Below are 15,294 nucleotides of genomic sequence, written 5' to 3'. Positions count from 1 at the left end.
AGGCAGTCTCGGCCGGGGGCGCAACGTCCTCGTCTGCCGCCTCCGCCTGGCGTAGGAGGACGGCTGCTGCTTCGGCCAAGAGATCGTCATGCCATGAACGGTAACGGTCTCGCCAAGATCGCGGACGCGGGTGAGGGCCGCGAGGATGTCAGCATACAGCGCAGGATCGGGCTTGGGGGCGGACTGGCGCTTGGCGGCGGTGCGGGGCATCGGTCCGGCCCTCAGTGCGCGCGGTAGGGGCGGGAAGCTTTGGCGGCGGCCCAGGCGCCCTTGAGTGCGTAGGACATGCACACGCCCGGCGTCGCCGGTCACTTCCATGCGGGCCTGCGCAGCGCGGGTCGCAGCGTGCATGATCGCCGAGCGGTCGAACGAGCCGTCACGGTTGACCAGGGGGGCGACCGTGGCGGCGAAGCGCTTAGCGGTCTCGGTTAAGGCGACGACGGCGGCCTTCGTGGTGATGAAAGCGCGGCGGGTATCGGCGGTCACGCGGGGGTCGGCGCTGCGGGCGATGTGCGAGACGGGGATGAAGTTGGCGTAGCGCATCGGGGCAACTTCCTGAAAACAACCTTGTGTATGAGGTACAAGATTGAGCTCAAGAATGTAACTTGTCAACAAGCTTGTGCATCAGATATAACCCTGAGGCTGAAAAACTTGGAGCGCCTGTGTCCGCCTCTCTCTCCCCTCGGCTTTGCCGGGCTGGCCGGTCCTTTCTCGGATGGGAACAGGCAGATTTGGCCGAAGCGTCCGGCGTGTCGAAATCGACCCTCGGAGCATTTGAGCGGCGCGAGGAAGGCGCTCGCCTTACGACCATGAACAATCGCGCTTTGGTCGAGGCTTTCGAGCGCGCTGGCCTCGAATTCATCCCCGAGAACGGGGGCGGTGCCGGTATCCGATTCCGGGAGCGGAAGGGCGCCAAAGTGGACGAGGGCCTACGGCCGGATCAACTCACAAGCGAGAACGACGGCGGCGCGGAGGGGTAAATTGAATGACCGCGGCGCTACGCGGTAGAGCTACAATGCCGATCTCGGTACCGGTACATGCGTGTGTAGCTGCAGCGCGAGCCATTGGGACTGCTGCCTCATCCGATACGGACTCCAGATCGGCAAGGCTCAACGACTGTCCTGCTGGCCCTGTAATTTCGACATCGGTTAGATTGCGTGCAGTCAGGTCGCGATATTTGCGCACCGCCCATTCAGGTGTCGGGCATTTGTAGGTGACGGTCCCGTTTTTGGCTGCCCCGCGGACGATTTAGAGAGGCTGCTGTTCCATCAGACGGCGATCCCGGCTGCACCGAAGATCGCGCGCTGCTTCATGATGCTGATACGTTGGGTTCGGACCGCGTGCTCCAGATCGGGTACGTCGGGGTCATCCGCTTCTCGCAGCACCGCCAGTGTCTGAGCCAGTGCATCTATGGCAAACTCGTCCAGCATAAGGTTGAGTGCCATTCTCTGGCGCAACCTCGCATCCGGGCAGTCGGAGCTGGAGGGCTGTCTTTCCATATGGCCCCAACCGGCCAACTTTCGTTTGGTTCGTGGCCAGGCAGGCCGAGTATCTTGATTGAGAACAATATAATTGCCGCCTTCGAACATGCCGGCATCGGTTCCGGGCGTGGAAGGCGTCGTGAAGGTCGACAGCTTGAAAGGCAGACCATGATCGACGATCCCTTCCTCCTCGTCATGATCGCTGCCGCGGTCGTTACTATTGCAGCTGCGCTCCTCGTCTTCTGGATCACAGGGCGGAAGGATCGCGATGGAGGCATTGGTAGCCAATGAGCGAACGCGGCGTGCCCTTACCCGCTACCCGGCTTATCACCGAAGCGCAGGCTGCATCGTATTGCGGCCTGTCGGCAGCAGCTTTCTCAGCGCGGTGTTCGGTGGCCCCAATCGACTTTGGCGATAGGCGTCTGGATCGGTTTGATCGTCAGGATCTCGATGCATGGATCGACAGCCTGAAAGCACCCGATCTTAGGGTAAAGAGCGTTGCTGATGCGCTGGTCGAGTTCCAGCAGCGCAATAGGGCTTCACCGTCCCGCGATCGGAAGGCGCCGTGAGAGGGCCGGCCCGGAAGGGCAAGCTAACCTCTGAGCCTACACTACATGCTGACCTTGCTGGCCCAAGGGCCTCGTTTCTACAGCGCGTCGTTCCGCAAACTCATCCAACTAGAGAAGCGCGGCTACACCGTGTTGACCGGGGTCACGGCCTCCGATGGCGCACGTGAGTGGGCGATCACCGAGGCTGGCTGTATCGCGCTATTGACCTACACCACGAGCGAAGCGTCATTGCCAGCGATGCCTGACATCCAGACTCAGGAACAGAAGGCATGACCGCCTCATCTGAACGCCTGCCCGAACTGTCCCGCCTTGCCGGCCTCCTCGCCGATCAGGTACTGGACGCGCAGATCATGAGCCGGCCGGTCCCCGATCAGCATATCCGGACGCTGCTCAGCGCCGCCTTCCTCCTCGATGAGTACGGTCTTCCGCTTCCTTCGCTGCTGCAGCAGATCGTTCACGGAGCAAAGCGGGGAGCCGACTGATGCAGCATGCCGAGCACATCGGATGAACCGCGTCATGAGCCGATTGGTAGCGATCGCAGTGGCTGTCGTGCTCATCACCTCGGTTCGGCTGCTTGAGATGGCAGGCCTGGAATATGCGTTCGAGGATTGTGCCGTTGCAGCGTTTGTGGCCGCAGCCGTCGTTGCAGTAGCGGATCTCAAATCATGACTGCTGACCTTAAATTCATCCCTGACAACAGGGAAAGGGCTGGTGTCCGGTTCCAAGACCGGAAGGCACAAGGGGTTGAGATCTAATCCATGGCCTTGTTCGACATTACGCTCAGTGAAAATTCACCCGACGATATTGCTCATATCATTCAGGTTTCTTTGGCGCCGGCTTTCGTACTTACAGCTCTTGCTCAAATGCTCAACGTGTTCTCGACCCGTCTCGCCCGGATCGCAGACAAAGTGAACACAACTGCCAAGGAGTTGGACAAGGCTGACGCTACCGAAGCACACCACCTCTCGCGGCAGCTATCCTTCCTACGGCGGCGCTCGTTCCTGCTCGACGTAGCCGTAGTCATGGCCTGTCTCAGCGCGGTGATGATCCTCGGCTCGATCCTGACGCTGTTCGTGGGCGCACTGCGTGATGCCGCCGCCGCCTCGGTTCTGTTCGCTTGCTTCGGCGCTGGGCTAATCTTCACGGTTTGCGCACTTTGCGCGTTCCTGACGGAGATCCTATTGGCGGGACGCGGCATTCGGGTCGAGGTTGATCGGCAGCAGGATCAAGCATCGACTGCTGGACTTCCATAGGACCAGTAGCACCGCGCCGGCATCGAGCGCGTGCCGACGCCCTGATGGCTCGCGAGGCACTGCCTCAAGCCCCACCGGATCCGTCGGCATCAGAGCTACCTTCCGACCGGGTATTGAAGAAATTCCCGATGGGCTGATCAAGAACCTCTGCGATGCGCTGCAGGAGCCGCAAAGTTCGCGCGCGATCATTCGGCATGCCTGCCTCGGGCCACAGTAGGATGATAGGGCTCGATTTTCCATCTCCGTCGCAGTCGTCTACCATTTGCTGACCATGCCAAAGACTGAATGGAAACAAATACCCCGGTTGCACTAAGGCTCAAAATTGTGAGATTTGCGCAAGCTGAGGTTGTGGGGACGGGTTGTGTATGACGCGTATGCTGCCTGAGAGAGGCGTTTGGTCCGCTCCGCCTGCACTGACCGCACTCAGCATCGGTATGTGGGAGGATGATGTCGAGATCGATCGCATTCGGGGAGATGCGATCATGGCTCGGATCTACGGGCTTTCCGAGGAACGGGCCGCCGCCGGCCTCACGTGGGCTGAGCTGTCTCGTTTGTTCCACCCCGACGATATGCCAGCCGATCCGCTTCCTCATCGCCGCGTGCGCCAAGAAGGCGGATTGTTCGTCTGGGAGCACCGCATCGTGCCGGAGGCGGGTAGCGTTCGCTGGGTTCTTGCTCGAGGGCACTTCGACCGGGACCCGCAAAGCGGAGTGATGCGCGGTCATGGCATCCTCATCGATATGACCGATGTGCGAAGGGACGGGCATGCCGACGGGTCTATGGATTTCCTCGCGAAGGATATGGCAGCGCCGCTCCTGGAGCGTATCGCCGACGGGGCTCTTCAGATCCGTGAGATGATAGCCGACCTCGACTCCAAAGGAGCAGAGCGGCCGAAGCCGTTGGTCGATGCCCTCCTGCTGGAACTAGGGAGACAGCTTGCAGCATCGCTGATGCAAGAGGAAGCGCCGCCACCGACCTTGAAAAGGCACTGATGTGGTGGGGTTGAGCTGGCATACCTCTACCTACGGCTCGCCTTCCGACCCAAGCGCAGGCGGCATCGTACTGCGGCCTCTCACGCATTGTGTTCCAGCGCGAGTGCGATGTTCGCCCGATCCGGTTCGGCACCGACACCGTCCAGCGATACGACCGCCGCGACCTGGACCATTGGATTGACCGCCGGAAGGGGGAGCCCGACGCTCGCTCATTCGACGAGTGGCTGGAGGCTTTGGACACACGCGTTCCGCCCAATCGGCCGACGCGCGAGTGCGAACCTCACTAAAGGTGCCCGCCGTCCCCGATCGAAGTTCCTGCACGCCGCTTCCGCTCAGCTTTGGCGAACCGCTCCCCCATGCTCTCGACCTTCCGAGCCTCCACGAACCGCTCTCCCTAATCAATACGAGGGGCAGGCTCAACAGCGGGCAGGCCGTGCTGCGCCTCGGGGTATAGATCGGGTCGCTGGCGCATCCGCCACCGATCAATCGCCTCGATGTCGTACAGGCCGGTTGTCTCATCCGGCATGGGAAATCCGCGGGCATAGAGGTGTCTCCGGCACACCGCGAACCGACCCGGCGTGAGCCCCATACGGCGCGCAGCCTTGTCAGCCGAGACATAGGCCGGATCGATCCGAAACCGTATGGAGGGAGACGCCGGAGGCATCCTCATGACGACGCAGCCTCGTCGCGCCCGCGCTTCGCGTACCCGTCCAAGACCGCCTGCGCACGGGCGGAGCCTTCGACCTGGCGCTTCGCCTGGACGACTTCGCGCCCCATCCGATCCAGCAGCGGCAGGTAGACCACGCCGTATCGGACGACAATGCGGGCAACGAGTTCGTGCTCCTGCTCAATCACCGGCAGAGGGTAGGGATGGCCGTGGCCGAGGCTGTCCGCCATCATTGGCACTTCTGGTCCAGGCTGAGGCTGCACGACTAGCCTGCTTCATGTTCAATCGAGGCGATGGCACATCAACCCGAGCCCCTTCCCAACTGGCCGCGGCTCATGCGCCGGTCGCGGGCTGCCGCCTATTGCAGCTTCTCCGTCCCGAGCTCCACACGGGTATGCCCGGTCCAGCCGATCGACCTTGGCAACGGGCTGCTGCGATGGGACCGTCTGGAAATTGACGAGTGGATAGACGGTCTGCAGCATGGACCGAGCCGGCTCCCCACCGACGATGAGATCCTCGCGCTGTTGGGGTAAGCGGCTCCGTGTTGGCGGATCATGCCCAGCATCGACATCACCGCCTATGCTCACCCCGTGAGCTCACCCGATCACCCCCTATAAGATACCAAGACCGAAACCGGGTGCGCTCACCACGTTTTGCGAGTACGCCGGGCCGACGCCAAGCCAGCCGCGGATATCTTGAAGTCAAAGTACGTAGTAGCGTGTTTTCTGCTCCCAACTTTCGTCGTTCTAGCGATGATCCATCAGCACAGGCAGCAGAGGAGCGCTGTGCGATGGACTGGCACGATCAGCAGGACCTGGCGCGATACCGGCGCCGGAAGCGGAAGCAGCGGGACTACCAAGCCAATTACCGGGCGAAGCTGGCCGACGCTAAGACGCCCGAGCGCGACGACGTGGCTGCCGTGCTGATGGGGGTCTACCTCGACGTGCTCGTGCTCGATCACAAGGCCGCCGTGGAGTTCTCCCGGCGCTTGGTCGAGGGTCTGGTCGCAGACGGCTATGACCGGTAGGCCAGCATGGAACGGATCAAGGCTATGGCGCGCAGGGTCCGAACGCAGATGCAGGCGAGGGACAAGGCGGCCGCGAGGGAATAGCGGGTGTGCAGCGAGGCGTTTTAAAGCCCGGCCCCGTTGACCTGCTGGTAACTGACCCGAGGCACCGTGGCTTCAAACCGGGCTCAGGATCGGTTCGCTGGTGAGATGAACGGCGCACCCGTCATCCCGTGATCAGATCGGGGGACGGGCCTGCTGCCTATCGCACAGCCTGCCACACCGGCACGCCAACGGGGCGCTCAGGTCGGTCCCGCCCGAAGGTCTGGTTCCCGTACCGGTTCCATGTGTAGCCGAACGCCTCGACGAGGCGGGCGTTAATCATCAGCGCCCTGCGGTAGTCGACGCGGATCCCACAGCGTAGCCCTGCTTCTGTCCGTTGCCATCAACTCGAGGCTGAACCTGATACGAGGTCTTAGAGCGCCCCCTATGCAGCGGCATCGGTTCGCACCCATGGGCTACCATTGACAAGGTGACCATCGGGCACCTCTCGTCCGACTTGCAGTTACAATGCTGTTGCCGGTTCTTATGGCTGGCCTGTGTGATCATACAGTCCGCACCAACATAGACTGCTATTTCTATGCCGCATGAACGGCAGAAATCTTTCATGACGCGCATGGTTTTTCCTGTGATCACCCTGAAAAATACAATGGGCGGTTTCACAAGAAAGTCCGACACGCGTTAAACCGTTCCAAATAATACTCGTCTCGATATCCTCTAAATCGCCTTATTTTCGCGGGTGCCGGATAAATATTTGATAGAAAAATACCTTAGTAGCGGCGAATGCTGCGCAATTTCCATCATTTGCAAAACTTAACAGCTGGTCTCGCCGGGTGTGGACCAGCGGGGATAGGGGCGCGGCAGGGGTGGCGCAACGCGGTTTTCGGCCGCCGGCCGTGCTACTCCACGGACCGCAGCTTCGGCCTCGCCCCGGTATGCACGCCCGAGAAGTCCGGCCGCGTGCTCATCCGGTCTTTCCGCCCGCATGATGAGCACACCAGCCGCAGCGCGACATCCGGCACGGGAAGGTCATCGACCAGGCCGTCGAACGGCATCGCGCCGCTGTGCCCGCACTCGCAGTAGACTAACAGCCCACGTGCGCCGTTCGCCTTGCTGTTCGCGATGGTGGCCGGCGGCTGCTCGATGCCGTCAGCGTCATACCAGCGGCGCGGGTTACGGCGGTGCCTCGGAACGCCGGTCACTGCGTCCGCTCCGGCCCATCGATAAGGCCGAAGAGGTGGGCCAGCGCGATCAGCTCGCCGTCTGTGCATTCGTAGCCGTCTACCAGCCATAGGACGAAGTCGTGACCAGTCGGCTCCACCTTCCGGCCAAGCGCGCGAAGGGCTTCGACGGCTTCGTGGAAAGGGTCGTCGCTCACGACGCCGTCGCCTGCGGGTACAGACGGTCCCGCATCTCTTTCCCGGCCTTGAAGACAAGCGCGGTCCTGGGCGGCACAGCCACCGCGGCTCCCGTCCTCGGGTTGCGTCCCTGCCGGGCACGCTGCTCCTTCACCGAGAACGACCCGAACCCGCGGATCTCTACTCGATCGCCGGCCAGCAGCGCCTCCGTGATGCGATCGAGGATGGCATCGACCACCGCGTGGCACTCTCTCTCGTAGAGGTGCGGGTTCAGAGTGCCGAGGCGCTTGATGAGGTCGGATCGGATCATCGCGCAGGCATTGGGGCATTGAGCGCCAAGCAGCAATCCACCGGTCGAGAACTAAGGCTCCAAATCTCAAGATAGGAAGGTGGACGAAGCGATCGGCATGCTCTGAACCAGGATGCGGATCATTTCCGATCGGTTCTCCAACATGACGGCTGGAGGCTCCCCCACGATCCAGCGCCAGCGCGCGACGAATTCCGAGAGCCCTATGTCCGAGAGGGCGTCCGAACGCAGCCTGTCGAGGTCTGCCAGCAGTCTCTGCTCCTCGCTCGGCCAGTCGGTGAAGGATGGAAGGCTGAGCAGTCGGCTTGTGGTGGGATTAGGCACCAACTGGAACGACTGCGTGGACAAACAGCATGGCACCACCGAGGATCAACACGAGCACGGCAACGCGCCACAGCTCTATGATTGGCAGATGTGACGGCTTGTCGGGCTGAGTCTGCATTGGCCTGCTGTCCCCCCGGCGCTTGTGGAGGGCGAAGGGACGCTAAGCGGGTAAACGCTTCCTGAATAAGGAGGCCGCCCGACGTTGACTTAGCCGTGCCTGCCGGCCGACATGCCATGTCCGGCTATGGCGCGCCCCGTGGCGAGTCGTGAGCCGGCAGAGACAAGGGACCAAGGCCGCGAGAAAGACCTAAGCCCAAAACGCCAACGGCCCCACCCCGGCAAGGGTGAGGCCGTCGAAATCGATGGGGTCACGGGGACGGTGTGCCACTCCCCAGACATCATAGCTCCCGCCGGGAGTCAATCGGGATCGCTTCCCGAGACGATGGCGTTTTGCCTTTTGCCGGGGACGGTTCACGCCGAGCCCCCTGCTTTGACGCGGCCCGAGCAGGGCTGTGACTGATGAACTACGCCTACGAGATCCGCCGGCAGGCGGAGGTGGCTCCGCGCGCCGCGTTGCCGGCTGTCGCGTCTGCGCTGTGGAAGGCGTTTGGCGAGGGACACCTGTCCGAAGCCGAGGTGGAAGCGCTGGCCACTATCATTGAGGCGCGGAGGGTTTCCCCCAGATTTGAGGAAAACCTGCCCGAGGCGCGCGGAGGAGGCCCCAGGAAGGCCGTAGGCTCCCGGCCGCGCACGGATGCCTCAATGGCCCGCCGACGGCGCTGGGCGGCCTCCGGGCGATTTCCACCGGGCATTGCGGCACGGTTTACCCTGGCTGAGCAGGCGGTGCTTGCCGTGATCGCAGTGGAGGTGGCGAAGCGGGGCGACTGTCGTCTAGCCGTCGGACACATCGCCGCGATTGCGGGCGTATCCGAGACGATGGTGCGGAATGCGATCCGTGAGGCTCGAACGCACGGCCTCCTCACCGTCGAGGAACGCCGCCTCGCTCGCTTCCGTAGCGATACCAACGTGGTCTGCATCGTGTCGCGGGAGTGGTGTGCCTGGCTGCGGCTCGCCCGATCCCCCGAGCGCGGTGCCGCGCCGCGTCAATCAGGGGGTGGGTGCAGATCCCCGCAGGGCGCGAGTACTCCTGTTCCTTACCCTGTGAATTTAGAGGGCCGGAGAAGACAGAAGGGCTGCCGACAGTTAGCGAATGGCGCAGGCGATAAAGCTGCGTCTGACATCCGAAAGCTAAGCAGGACCGGTTGAGCCGTGTCGTGGAAGGACGAAAATGGACGACAAATCGACCGTTGCAGCGATACAAGATGACCTGTCGGCGAAAGTCGCGGAAGTTCAGCGCTTGGGCTCGGCGCTCGCTGCACGTGTGAGATATGCTTGTCCGTCGTCAGATGATTTGGGATATTCAGCGGTGTTCAGGAGCGGAGGCTCTGGTCCATCTGGGGTAAGAGGTTAGGCGGCCTGCGCGTGGTGGCGCAAGCGGCGATCCATCAGGGTCTGGTGCTTGATGCGTTCCCACTCGGCGAGGATCCCTTCGCCGTGTCCGAAGTAGACGTCGGCGGGCGTAAGGTTGCTCAGGCTCTCATGGGCTCGGGCATGGTTGTAGTGTTCGACGAAGTCGGCAACCTGCGTCGCCAACTCGCCGGGCAAGTAGGCGTGTTCGAGTAGGATGCGGTTCTTGAGCGTTTGGTGCCAACGCTCGATCTTGCCCTGCGTTTGAGGATGGCATGGCGCACCGCGGATGTGGGTCATGCCCCGAATGCCGAGCCAGTCAGCCAGGTCGCTGGCGACGTAGCTCGGCCCGTTGTCGAAGAGTAGGCGTGGCCGCGGCATCACCCGCGCCTGATCGAGCCCAGCCGCACCCAGCGCCAGGTCGAGCGTGGCGGTGACGTCGCTGGCCTGCATCGTCGTGCACAGCTTCCAGGCGACGATGTAGCGTGAGAAGTCGTCCAGGACTGTCGACAGGTAGTACCAGCCCCAGCCAACGACCTTCAGGTAGGTGAAGTCCGTCTGCCAAAGCTGGTTGGGCGCGGTGGTCTTATCGCGGAACTCGTCGGCGGCCTTGATGACGATATAGGCCGGGCTGGTGATCAGGTCCTGAGACTTGAGCAACCGGTAGACGGTCGCTTCTGAGACGAAGTAGCGGCGCTCGTCGGTGAAGCGCACCGCCAGCTCACGTGGGCTGAGTTCAGGCTGCTCCAGAGCCAAGGCAACGATCTGCTCGCGGATCTCCGCAGGTAGACGGTTCCAGACCCGGCTCGGCTGCGAAGGATGGTCATTCAACGCCTCGGGGCCGCCGCGCTGGTAGGCGTCGTACCAGCGGTAAAACGTCGAGCGCGTGATGCCGAGCTTTTCCAGGGTGGCACGCACCGGCAGGTGGGATTGCTCGACAAGTCGGATGATCTCCAACTTCTCGGGGGCCGGGTACCTCATGCCTCGTCGCCCCCAACCCCGCTCATGCTTTTTTTAAGCAAACGGTTCTCCAGGACGAGATCAGCTACGACCTCCTTCAGCGCCCCCGCTTCGCGACGGAGATCCCGCACCTCATCGGTGGTGGCCGCACGAGACGTGTCGCCGGACAGGCGCTTCTTGCCAGCCTCCAGGAACTCCTTGGACCAGCCGTAGTACATCGAGGCGGCAATCCCCTCACGTCGGCAAAGCTCGGCTATGCTGTCCTTGCCACGCAAGCCTTCCAGCACCACACGGATCTTCTCCTCGGACGAGAACTGCCGACGTGTGACCCGACGGATGTCTTTGATCACCGCTTCTGCCGGCTTCTTGGCCGGTCCGGATGTCTGCTTCATCTTCGCTCCTCAGGGGCTACGATGAACCAGCCATCCTCCGTTCGTGAAGACCCTCAATCTGTCCCACAGGTGCTGACGTCGGACACCGGCCGGCAAGCGATTAGATCCTCGTGTTCGCTGCTGATAGGCGGGCACGAGCGTGTGCGGCAGCGAGGTAGCGCCCAATGAGTGCCGCGTAGACATCAGGCTTCAAGCCGCGCGCACCAAAGGATTGCACCACCACCTGACGTCGGCGTCGGCTCACCTTGGCCCGCGAGAGCACCCCGTTCGGCCGTGGCAGGAGGACGTTCGGTGCAAGCGCCAGCGTCAGGATGAGGCGCTTACCGTAGGTAACCTGGAAGTCTGCGATGTCCTGCCAGGCGATTGCGCCGTCGAGCAGAGGTGAGCGCAGCGCCTCGGGCGTCAGCATAAGGAGAGGCGAGCGGCTACGTCGATGGACGAGAGCTGCGTAAATCCCCGCCCCGATGACGCCAGAGGTGACCACAGCGGCCAGGATCTGCTGGGCTAGGGTATCGTGCACAATGCCAAGCGCGCGAGGGTACAGGAGCAGGATGGCACCGGTCCCGGCAAACAGGAGAGCGAGTACGCCCATCGTCCAGACTATCGGCGCACCGTTCTCGTGCACCAGCGTCTCTTCGGCTGGCACGGCCGCTACGGCCTCCTCCAGGTAGGCCCGTTCGGCACCCTGATGCTCTCGCGCCCGGGCGAGGAAGTCCGCGCTGATCGTGCGGCACAAGCTGGGCCAGTTTGCCACCAGAACGTCCGGCCAAGCGCGATCCTCCGCTCCAAGCGGCCGGGCGGCACGGCGCATAAGGTCGGCATCAAGGGCGACGCCGAGCGCCGCGATGCGCTGCCGGTCCGGCGGGTGTGTATCGGTTGGATGTTCCTGCCTTTCGTCGAGATGGCTCGTCGGGTCCAGGAAGCCGGCGGCGGGGATCGCGTCGAGCACGTTTGCGACCAAGTCATTGCCCACTGCGTCCGGTGCGTTGAAAGCGGCTTCAAGGGTCGCGCCCATCACCGGTCCGAGAGCGCCGACGCGCAGCAGGGCAGAGGCGGCGGGTGATGTGCCTGAGACGAGGGCACCGCGCCGGTCGGCTTCGAACTCGCGCACCCGGCTCCAGCGGGCCACCGCCGCATCGAACGTGCCGAGGCTGCGGTGGCTGACATACGCTGCAGGTCGCGTGAGGATGTCGCCGACCCCGGAACCGCCGAGCGCAGCCAGCGCTCGTTGCAGACCGGCGTAGATCGGGGTGAACCGACGACTGTAGGCGGTGTCCTCACCCGCGAAGTGCGCGAGTTCATGTCCGATCACCGCGGAAAGCTCGCGCCCGTTGAGCACACCAAGGTAAGGGGCAGGCAGGTAGAGGGTGCGACCAGTCAGGATCGTCCCGTCCATGGCCAAGCGTACGGCGCCCTCCGTGACGAAGAAGCCGCCGGTCAGGCCGACGATCACCGCGTCCGGCGGGAGAGCGTGCTGGCGCCCGGCGAGCTCGCGCACGAGGCGCCATAGGCCAGGGGCCTCCCGCTCATCTAAAGCCTGACCGTTCACATCGATGGGCTCGGGGGTGAACAGAGCGAACACGCCGCGCAGACCGCGTACGGCACCGATCGCGGCCCAAACCGCCAGGACGGCGATGATAAGCGCGCCAAACAGCAACTTCGCCTCGCCGGCCGAAAATCGCCCAACGAACCACAGGCCCCCAGCCTCGAACAGGGTCGTGCTCAGCACAGCGAGACTGAGGCCGATGATCTGCAGACCGAGTAGCACCGGCAACACGCGATGCACGAGGCCAAAGCTGGCGAGCAAGGCGTCGCGCGAGCGCCGTGCCCACTGACCTGCTGCCGCCGCGCCCACCAGCGCGACCAAACCAGCCAGCATCGCCAGCATCGTTCCAACGAGGGTCGCATACGGGATCCACGCCCGGGCGCTGGCGAGCGGTCGGTCGCGTTCCGCGCCAGCTAGGGTTTCCTGTGTCTTGTCGGCGGCCAGCGCTGCGCCGTAGGCGGTGCGTGCGCCCTCGAACCGGACTGAAGCGTAGGGGTCTGTTGCTGCCAGAAGGCGCAGCTGGACCAAAGAGACCGGCAACTCAACAAGCCGGCGGGTGTAAGTCGCGACGGTCTCGTGTCCGCGCTCGACCTCCCAGGCGCCGAGACCCGCGAGGAGGGTTGGCACACCCACGACCCAGGCAAGGAGCAGGACAATAGGGGGAAGCCGTAAGCCGTTGCCTCGCCCCCTCCAAAACCGTGTGATCATGGAGCTCTCGGGGGTTGGATGTTTAAGGAGACGAGGACGTCCCGTGCGGTTCGGGCCAGCCCTCAGCTCGGCCGAGCACGGCTTTCGTACCGCTGGCAGGACTCGAAATCACGCACCGAGCGGTTGTAGCTGTCGTTAAACAGCTGCGCCGGCTGGCTCGGATCGCCCTTTGTTTTGATATCCCGGGCCACATCCCGGCCGTGACCGATCACGCTTGCTACCGTGTCGGTGTAGCCCGTACATGACGAGTTCGCCTTCGGGCTCATAGTGTCGAACGTCGTCCCAAGCTGACGGTTGGCGTTCGAAACCTCGCCGAGTGCGGCCAAGAACGGGCCCACGTCCGCTTTCGGTCCGAGCGCTTCAAAGCGCTGCACCGCACGTCTGAGGGTAAGGCTGGTAATGAGCAGCCGGCGTGCCGGAGCGTCCTCCGGCATGGCCGCCGCGCGTCGGTCGTCCCGAGCGAGTTCGCGATCAAATAGCGCAGTGCCGTAGGCGTCCATCGCCTTGGCGGCGGCTTCGACCCTGGGCACCAGGATCAGGTGCTGCTCGCGCGCGAACTTGTATCCGTCTTCCTTGAACTCGCGGGTGGTCTGGTAGCGGGTCAGCGCCTTCAGTGTCGGATTGAGCTCGCGCAAGCTAGCAAGCAGCCGCGCAGCCTGCGGATCGACCTCTGGGACGGTACTAGGCAGGGCCGTCGCTTTTTCCAGCTCCTCGATCACCCCATCGAAATCGACGATGCCGAAGTGGTACCACGCATTGGCCCCGAGCTTCGTGCCGAGCTTGAGCACGCGTTCGTTGTCTCTTCGATACGCGGCGAGTTGGCTCTCTAAGGGATGGGAGCGCACGAGGTGGTTCTGCGCCTCGGTGTAGGCGTTCACCTTGGCTTGCTCCTGCGCCTCAGGGCTTGGCGGGGGCGGCGCAGCCCGGACGGGCGTTTGGGCTGGCGCTCGTCCGGCCGTTGCCGTTGCCGTTGGTGGGGTCTGCAGCAGCGCCTGGGAGGCTGGTGGCAACACAGGGAAATCGCACTTGAAGGCGTCGACCATACTCTTTCGCACAGCCTCGTGCGCCTGGGCGCACTGGTAAGCGACGATCGGGCGAGCGGCCTCGTTGCGAGCAACCGCCTCGCGGAAGCTATCGCGCATGGTGTTGATGCCTTGCCGGATGTTCGGGCGAACGGTTTCCGGCACGCCAGGGCTAGCCGCACACTGCACGTAGGCAGCCAGGAACGCGTCGCAGCTCTCGATATTGACCGGCGTAACCGGGGTCACAGCCATGGTTGGCGTGGCCAGCGCGACGGCGAGCCAAGCGACGGCAAGGCCATAGCGCAGCCCGGGCACCCCACCGACGATCGTCATACTTTAATCCTTAGCTACAGTACGATTCGCAGATCACAGCGTTTAGAGATCGCGTAGAGCAAGCAGAGGCACGAAGGCCGCGAGCGCTACGGGTAAGGACCAGTACTGTATCGGCACCCAAAACAGCGCATGGCGGCGGCGCAACAGGACGCTTTGGTTCGTGGCTGGGTCGACGAGTTCGAGTGGCGGCGCGCCATTGAGGCGCCGGCCAACAAGCCAATTTGCGCCCGCCGCGGCGAAAAGGCCGAGGCTGACGGCAAGAAACATCAGATCCGGATGGCCGGCAGCGCGTAACGCGAGACCACCCAGCGCCCCGACAACGACGGCGGTACCCACCACCACGGGAACGGCCAAGATTCCCCAGCCTGACCAAATAACCAGCATAGCACTACCTCAGTCTCGATCGGGGTTGTGACCAAGCGCGTGGACGAGACTGCTGCGTGACACGACGGATCCGTGTCGCCACGTACGGCCTACTCAGTTTCCTACTGGAACTGTAATTGGGGCGACGCTGTGTTCACGGCGGCGTGAGCTGATATCCACCCTGGGCGCACTGGACCAAAATCGCAATCGAGATTGTTTTGTGCGGTACCTCAGGATCGAGCGGTCGCGTTCGGTCGTGACAGCTCGGCGTTGGTCGGAAAGCCGCGTTGCTTCGAGCACACCCGTCCTCAGGCACAGCTACTCTGCCGCAGCTGAGGTCCAGTTCGACTCGACCGACATCCGAGCCACAATCCAAGCGCGGTGAGGTTGCGCAGGGCCTTGCCCGATGCCCCCCCCCCGCCAGCCTGCGGGACGATATGCAACGCAGTTCGTTTGTGGTGTCAGCCCCTTCAATTGATAAGCAGG

The 15,294-nt window shown here is 63.3% G+C and carries 19 protein-coding genes; 10 read left to right on the top strand and 9 right to left on the bottom strand.

Annotation, left to right across the window (positions count from 1 at the left end; genetic code table 11):
• Both FV230_RS13905 and FV230_RS13895 read right to left on the bottom strand, forming a co-directional pair.
• The coding region (locus tag FV230_RS13905) for a hypothetical protein (protein ID WP_147842809.1) at window positions 1–543 on the bottom strand (543 nt) is incomplete at its 3' end.
• 725 nt (window positions 544–1,268) lie between these two features.
• Window positions 1,269–1,769, bottom strand: a complete 501-nt coding sequence (locus FV230_RS13895; protein WP_147842808.1) for a hypothetical protein — start codon at window positions 1,767–1,769, stop codon at window positions 1,269–1,271.
• Here FV230_RS13895 and FV230_RS13890 point away from each other — a divergent pair.
• The 6 genes from FV230_RS13890 to FV230_RS13870 all read left to right on the top strand — a co-directional run bounded on the left by FV230_RS13890 (window position 1,769) and on the right by FV230_RS13870 (window position 4,295).
• Window positions 1,769–2,050 carry a hypothetical protein gene (locus FV230_RS13890; RefSeq protein WP_187275503.1) on the top strand — a complete coding sequence of 94 codons (282 nt, stop codon included), beginning with the start codon at window positions 1,769–1,771 and terminating at the stop codon, window positions 2,048–2,050. The two genes, FV230_RS13895 and FV230_RS13890, sit on opposite strands and share 1 nt — an antisense overlap.
• A 45-nt stretch (window positions 2,051–2,095) precedes the next feature.
• The gene (locus tag FV230_RS13885; protein WP_147842807.1) at window positions 2,096–2,323 is read left to right on the top strand and encodes a hypothetical protein; all 228 of its coding nucleotides are present in this window, start codon (window positions 2,096–2,098) and stop codon (window positions 2,321–2,323) included.
• The gene (locus tag FV230_RS13880) at window positions 2,320–2,532 is read left to right on the top strand and encodes a hypothetical protein (protein ID WP_147842806.1); all 213 of its coding nucleotides are present in this window, start codon (window positions 2,320–2,322) and stop codon (window positions 2,530–2,532) included. The genes FV230_RS13885 and FV230_RS13880 overlap by 4 nt, the downstream gene beginning before the upstream one ends.
• Before the next feature lie 22 nt (window positions 2,533–2,554).
• Window positions 2,555–2,719 carry a hypothetical protein gene (locus FV230_RS29670; protein ID WP_187275502.1) on the top strand — a complete coding sequence of 55 codons (165 nt, stop codon included), beginning with the start codon at window positions 2,555–2,557 and terminating at the stop codon, window positions 2,717–2,719.
• Between the two features lie 89 nt (window positions 2,720–2,808).
• Window positions 2,809–3,303, top strand: a complete 495-nt coding sequence (locus FV230_RS13875) for a DUF2721 domain-containing protein (RefSeq protein WP_147842805.1) — start codon at window positions 2,809–2,811, stop codon at window positions 3,301–3,303.
• A 365-nt stretch (window positions 3,304–3,668) separates the two neighbouring features.
• A complete protein-coding gene (locus FV230_RS13870; RefSeq protein WP_246694852.1) occupies window positions 3,669–4,295 on the top strand; it encodes a PAS domain-containing protein in 627 nt (208 codons plus the stop codon).
• 666 nt (window positions 4,296–4,961) lie between these two features.
• On the opposite strand, the gene FV230_RS13860 is transcribed toward FV230_RS13870, so the two are convergent.
• Complete coding sequence (locus FV230_RS13860) at window positions 4,962–5,195, bottom strand: hypothetical protein (RefSeq protein ID WP_147842804.1); 234 nt, start codon at window positions 5,193–5,195, stop codon at window positions 4,962–4,964.
• 557 nt (window positions 5,196–5,752) lie between these two features.
• Between FV230_RS13860 and FV230_RS13855 the strand changes: the two genes are divergently transcribed.
• Complete coding sequence (locus tag FV230_RS13855) at window positions 5,753–5,989, top strand: hypothetical protein (RefSeq protein WP_147842803.1); 237 nt, start codon at window positions 5,753–5,755, stop codon at window positions 5,987–5,989.
• A gap of 938 nt (window positions 5,990–6,927) precedes the next feature.
• On the opposite strand, the gene FV230_RS13850 is transcribed toward FV230_RS13855, so the two are convergent.
• Genes FV230_RS13850 through FV230_RS13840 form a run of 3 tightly spaced genes read right to left on the bottom strand, consistent with a single transcriptional unit; the run spans window position 6,928 to window position 7,696 of the window.
• Entirely contained in the window at window positions 6,928–7,230 is a 303-nt protein-coding gene (locus tag FV230_RS13850; protein WP_147842802.1) for a hypothetical protein, read from the bottom strand.
• Complete coding sequence (locus FV230_RS13845) at window positions 7,227–7,406, bottom strand: hypothetical protein (protein WP_147842801.1); 180 nt, start codon at window positions 7,404–7,406, stop codon at window positions 7,227–7,229. Before FV230_RS13845 ends, FV230_RS13850 begins: the two co-directional genes overlap by 4 nt.
• The gene (locus FV230_RS13840; RefSeq protein WP_147842800.1) at window positions 7,403–7,696 is read right to left on the bottom strand and encodes an HU family DNA-binding protein; all 294 of its coding nucleotides are present in this window, start codon (window positions 7,694–7,696) and stop codon (window positions 7,403–7,405) included. Before FV230_RS13840 ends, FV230_RS13845 begins: the two co-directional genes overlap by 4 nt.
• Window positions 7,697–7,808: 112 nt before the next feature.
• Here FV230_RS13840 and FV230_RS13835 point away from each other — a divergent pair, with 112 nt between their 5' ends.
• Both FV230_RS13835 and FV230_RS13830 read left to right on the top strand, forming a co-directional pair.
• A complete protein-coding gene (locus tag FV230_RS13835; RefSeq protein WP_147842799.1) occupies window positions 7,809–8,111 on the top strand; it encodes a hypothetical protein in 303 nt (100 codons plus the stop codon).
• A 425-nt stretch (window positions 8,112–8,536) separates the two neighbouring features.
• Window positions 8,537–9,283, top strand: a complete 747-nt coding sequence (locus tag FV230_RS13830) for a helix-turn-helix domain-containing protein (protein WP_187275501.1) — start codon at window positions 8,537–8,539, stop codon at window positions 9,281–9,283.
• A 201-nt stretch (window positions 9,284–9,484) separates the two neighbouring features.
• On the opposite strand, the gene FV230_RS13820 is transcribed toward FV230_RS13830, so the two are convergent.
• The 3 genes from FV230_RS13820 to FV230_RS13810 form a co-directional block, all read right to left on the bottom strand.
• Window positions 9,485–10,836 (bottom strand): IS3 family transposase gene (locus FV230_RS13820; protein ID WP_147842797.1). Its coding sequence is split into 2 segments (ribosomal slippage): window positions 9,485–10,500 and window positions 10,500–10,836, totalling 1,353 coding nucleotides; the frame shifts between segments, so codons are not numbered across the junction.
• A gap of 100 nt (window positions 10,837–10,936) precedes the next feature.
• Window positions 10,937–13,009, bottom strand: coding sequence for a M48 family metallopeptidase (locus tag FV230_RS13815; protein ID WP_187275500.1), 2,073 nt, complete (start codon window positions 13,007–13,009; stop codon window positions 10,937–10,939).
• A 143-nt stretch (window positions 13,010–13,152) separates the two neighbouring features.
• Window positions 13,153–14,445, bottom strand: coding sequence for a DUF3829 domain-containing protein (locus FV230_RS13810; RefSeq protein WP_147842795.1), 1,293 nt, complete (start codon window positions 14,443–14,445; stop codon window positions 13,153–13,155).
• Window positions 14,446–14,574: 129 nt separating this feature from the next.
• Between FV230_RS13810 and FV230_RS29665 the strand changes: the two genes are divergently transcribed.
• A complete protein-coding gene (locus FV230_RS29665; RefSeq protein WP_187275499.1) occupies window positions 14,575–14,739 on the top strand; it encodes a hypothetical protein in 165 nt (54 codons plus the stop codon).
• Window positions 14,740–15,294 lie beyond the last annotated feature (555 nt).

The organism is Methylobacterium sp. WL6 (assembly GCF_008040095.1).
Lineage (GTDB): Bacteria > Pseudomonadota > Alphaproteobacteria > Rhizobiales > Beijerinckiaceae > Methylobacterium.
This window is presented reverse-complemented; position numbering and strand designations above follow the sequence as displayed.

What these genes read in the sequence shown, in the direction of transcription:
- FV230_RS13890 (WP_187275503.1), top strand. Translation starts at nt 1,769, where the DNA reads ATGAGCGAACGCGGCGTGCCCTTACCCGCTACCCGGCTTATCACCGAA.
- FV230_RS13885 (WP_147842807.1), top strand. Translation starts at nt 2,096, where the DNA reads ATGCTGACCTTGCTGGCCCAAGGGCCTCGTTTCTACAGCGCGTCGTTC.
- FV230_RS13880 (WP_147842806.1), top strand. Translation starts at nt 2,320, where the DNA reads ATGACCGCCTCATCTGAACGCCTGCCCGAACTGTCCCGCCTTGCCGGC.
- FV230_RS29670 (WP_187275502.1), top strand. Translation starts at nt 2,555, where the DNA reads ATGAACCGCGTCATGAGCCGATTGGTAGCGATCGCAGTGGCTGTCGTG.
- FV230_RS13875 (WP_147842805.1), top strand. Translation starts at nt 2,809, where the DNA reads ATGGCCTTGTTCGACATTACGCTCAGTGAAAATTCACCCGACGATATT.
- FV230_RS13870 (WP_246694852.1), top strand. Translation starts at nt 3,669, where the DNA reads ATGACGCGTATGCTGCCTGAGAGAGGCGTTTGGTCCGCTCCGCCTGCA.
- FV230_RS13860 (WP_147842804.1), bottom strand. Translation starts at nt 5,195, where the DNA reads ATGATGGCGGACAGCCTCGGCCACGGCCATCCCTACCCTCTGCCGGTG.
- FV230_RS13855 (WP_147842803.1), top strand. Translation starts at nt 5,753, where the DNA reads ATGGACTGGCACGATCAGCAGGACCTGGCGCGATACCGGCGCCGGAAG.
- FV230_RS13840 (WP_147842800.1), bottom strand. Translation starts at nt 7,696, where the DNA reads ATGATCCGATCCGACCTCATCAAGCGCCTCGGCACTCTGAACCCGCAC.
- FV230_RS13835 (WP_147842799.1), top strand. Translation starts at nt 7,809, where the DNA reads ATGCGGATCATTTCCGATCGGTTCTCCAACATGACGGCTGGAGGCTCC.
- FV230_RS13830 (WP_187275501.1), top strand. Translation starts at nt 8,537, where the DNA reads ATGAACTACGCCTACGAGATCCGCCGGCAGGCGGAGGTGGCTCCGCGC.
- FV230_RS13810 (WP_147842795.1), bottom strand. Translation starts at nt 14,445, where the DNA reads ATGACGATCGTCGGTGGGGTGCCCGGGCTGCGCTATGGCCTTGCCGTC.
- FV230_RS29665 (WP_187275499.1), top strand. Translation starts at nt 14,575, where the DNA reads ATGGCGGCGGCGCAACAGGACGCTTTGGTTCGTGGCTGGGTCGACGAG.